We start from the raw sequence: 3,108 nt of genomic DNA on the forward strand, positions 1-3,108 counted from the left end.
CAGAAACCGCGATCTTTATTCGCCCGGCGTAACGCCTTGGAAATTTCTCCCGTCGAGAATGATGTCAGCCGCCCCCGCGCCGTGGGCGCGCCGGTTGGGGATTTCGAATGGAGCGCGACGCATCTCGGCGCCCGGAGGGACGCGCCAAACCATTCGGCCTGCTGGCGCGGTTCGGGCGTAGCCGCGGCGGCGTGACGGCGGTCGAATTCGCCATGGTCGCGGTTCCTTTCCTCGGCCTGCTTTGCGCGATCTTCGAGACGGCCTTCGTCTTTTTCGCCCAGGCGTCCTTCGACAACGCGGTCAATAATGTGGCGCGGCAGGTGCTGGTCAATGCCTTCGCCTCCAACGCGACCCAGACCACCGCTTCCTTCAAGACCACGACCTTCTGTCCGGCGCTGCCGTCCTTCATCAAATGCGCCAATGTCACGCTGAACGTCCAGTCCTTCGATCCGAGCACGACCAATTTCGCATCGGTGGCCTCGTCGATCGGCAAGAGCTGGTACAACAACCAGGCGGCCAATGTGAATCTGGGGGCGAGAGGCTGGATCGTCCTGTTTCAGGCCTTCTATCCCATGCCGGTCTATCTGTCCGTCCTTACCGTCAGCGGGCCGACCAATACTGGCGTGGCCAATTTCTATGGGCAGGCGTCGGGCTCGGTCTACACCAATCCGAACGGGTCGGGCTTCGTCCACGCCATCTTTTCAACCGTCGTTTTCAGGAACGAGCCATGACCCGGCGCGGCGCGCCTTTTCGTAATGGATTTCGCCTGGGCGTGGCGCGGCTGAAACACGCCGCGCGCCGGTTGCGGCGCGGGCGGTCGGGCATAGCGGCGGTCGAATTCGCCCTGATCCTGCCGATGATGCTGACGCTCTATCTGGGCTGCGTCGTGTTGGCGCAGGGGCTCGAAGCCAGCCGCAAGACGCAGCTTCTGTCCCGCACCCTGGCGGATCTGACGTCGCAGACCCAGCCGACCGGCGCCCAGACCAGCCCGACCCTGACTGACTCCGATTTCGTGAATTTCTTCAGCGCCTGGGCGGCGGTGCTTTATCCCTTCGTCAACGCCGGCTCGCCGAACATGACCATTTCGCAGGTCGTGTTCGACAATCTGTCCAGCGGCAGTTCGCAATGCTGCGTCGCCAAAGTGGTGTGGAGCGTCAGGTCCGGCCCGAATCCGGTGCTGCGGCAATGCGGGACGCTGCAGCAATCGGCGAATGGCGTGAATAGTCCGACCACGATGCCGGTCGGCCTTTATCCGCCGACCGTCGCCACCGGCAATACGACAGACAGTTTCATCATCATCGCCGATGTGAACTATACTTATGCGCCGTCGTTCGGCTTCGGCATGTTCGCCTGGAACCAGACGCCCAATGGCGGCGCCGGCTACAAGATCAGCCAGACGACCTATATGGCGCCGCGCAATGGCGCGGCCTCCCAGATCCAGTGGACGCCGGGCGGAACGATCTCATCCGCGAATTATGTGACCTGTACGCCCAATATGCCGTGATTCAAGCGCGCGGATGGGGGTGATGCAGCGGGCCGTCGGCCGGCTCAGGCCGCCCGGCCGTCGTCGACCGCTTCGAACTGGTCGTCCGGGACGCCCCAGACGACGAGCTGCGGCCCGAATTGCACGTCGAGCCGATGGGTCGCGTCTGACGCACGCAACAGGCGATAGCTGCAGATCACGGCGCCCAACGCCCCGGGTGGGAGGTCCAACCGCTGTTTCAGCGGGGACGCGGCCTTCAGGCGAACTTTCTGACCAGCGCGCATCATGGCTTCCTTGCGGATCTCGTTTCCTGTGGCGGAGACGGATCCCATTGCATCGAGCCTGCCCGCGTGAGCAAGGATTGACTGGATTGATCATATTGCCGCAGCGCAACATCGCAAGCAAAATCAGCACGATTTTCGTGAATATGTACTTTTTAAGGACGAAAAATCGCTTCCGCGACGAGGCGCCGGATCAGGGGAACGATTTCGTCCTCGAACCAGGGATGATTTTTCAGCCAGGCGCTGTTGCGCCACGACGGATGCGGCAGCAGCAGCAGGCGGGGCTTGCGGTCGAGCGCGGCGGCGCTGAGCCGCACGGCTTCGGCCAGCGGCGCGCTTTTCGGCAGGGCCAGGCCGAGACGCGCGCTGTGATAGTTTTGGGCCGCGCGGCCAAGCGCGAGGATCGTCTCGATCCGCGGCGTCAGGCTGAATAATTCGTCGTGCCAGCGCGCGCGGCATTCGCGGCGCGGCGGCAGGTCGCCGCCCTTGGAATCGTGGCCGGGAAAGCAGAAACCCATGGCCGCGACGGCGATTCGGGACGTATCGAAGAAGGTTTCGCGCGAAACCCCCATCCACTGGCGCAGCCTGTCGCCGGAAGGATCGTCGAAGGGCAGGCCCGAGGCGTGGACGCGCACGCCCGGCGCCTGACCGGCGATCAGCAGCCGGGCGGTGGCGGAGACGCGCAGGACCGGGCGCGGCTCATGCGGCAGAGGCGGGCCGTCGGGCTTCTCCACGCAAATGCGGCAGGTTTTTATGCGCGCGACCAAAGCGGCGAGCGCCGCCGCATCCGCCACGTCAGGCGCCATATCAGGCCTTTGCGCTCGGCCGCGCCGAAACCTCGGCGCGCCAGCGCGCGAGATGGACGAGGTCGTCCGGCAAGGCGATCCGCGCCGGCCGCGTGAAATCCACCGCCACCAAGGCCGTGATATCGGCGATGCTGAAGGTCTCGCCGGCGATAAAGCGGCGCGTCGCCAGTTCGGAATCGAGGAATCGCGCAAAGGCGAGGGCGCGCGCCTTGTTCGGCTCGACGAGCTGCGGAATCTGCGGCTTTTCCATCTCGATCATGGCCGGATGGCTGTGACGGAAGGCAAGGGCGACCGGAAAGAAGAATTCCAGTTCGACGCGCCGCTGCCACATTTCCACCCGCGCCTTGTCCAGCGGGTCGCGGCCGAAGAGAGGCGGCTCGGGCTGCATTTCCTCGAAATAGCGGCAGATCGCGATGGATTCGGCGATGATCTCGCCGCAATCGAGTTCGAGCGCCGGAATGCGCCGCAGCGGATTGACCGCCGCGAAGGCGGGCGTCATCTGCTCCATTTTGGCGAGATCGACCGTTTCGGTGGGAAG

General features: G+C 64.4%; 5 protein-coding genes. 2 read left to right on the forward strand and 3 right to left on the reverse strand.

All coding sequences use genetic code 11. The features are described 5' to 3' along the window. Positions 1–107 precede the first annotated feature (107 nt). Together ACE3S9_RS17465 and ACE3S9_RS17470 are read left to right on the forward strand one after the other, a co-directional pair. Positions 108–731: a TadE/TadG family type IV pilus assembly protein gene (locus tag ACE3S9_RS17465; protein WP_374547758.1), complete on the forward strand. Its 624-nt coding sequence runs from the start codon at positions 108–110 to the stop codon at positions 729–731. Next, complete coding sequence (locus ACE3S9_RS17470) at positions 728–1,504, forward strand: TadE/TadG family type IV pilus assembly protein (protein ID WP_374547759.1); 777 nt, start codon at positions 728–730, stop codon at positions 1,502–1,504. The genes ACE3S9_RS17465 and ACE3S9_RS17470 overlap by 4 nt, the downstream gene beginning before the upstream one ends. A 44-nt stretch (positions 1,505–1,548) precedes the next feature. Here ACE3S9_RS17470 and ACE3S9_RS17475 read toward each other — a convergent pair whose 3' ends face one another. The 3 genes from ACE3S9_RS17475 to ACE3S9_RS17485 all read right to left on the reverse strand — a co-directional run. Then, a complete protein-coding gene (locus ACE3S9_RS17475) occupies positions 1,549–1,767 on the reverse strand; it encodes a hypothetical protein (RefSeq protein ID WP_374547761.1) in 219 nt (72 codons plus the stop codon). A 152-nt stretch (positions 1,768–1,919) separates the two neighbouring features. After that, positions 1,920–2,570, reverse strand: a complete 651-nt coding sequence (locus ACE3S9_RS17480; protein ID WP_374547762.1) for a uracil-DNA glycosylase family protein — start codon at positions 2,568–2,570, stop codon at positions 1,920–1,922. Between the two features lies 1 nt (position 2,571). Continuing rightward, on the reverse strand, positions 2,572–3,108 hold a 537-nt coding region (locus ACE3S9_RS17485; protein ID WP_374547763.1), incomplete at its 5' end, for a glutathione binding-like protein.

It is taken from the genome of Rhodoblastus sp., from assembly GCF_041915505.1.
GTDB lineage: Bacteria > Pseudomonadota > Alphaproteobacteria > Rhizobiales > Beijerinckiaceae > Rhodoblastus.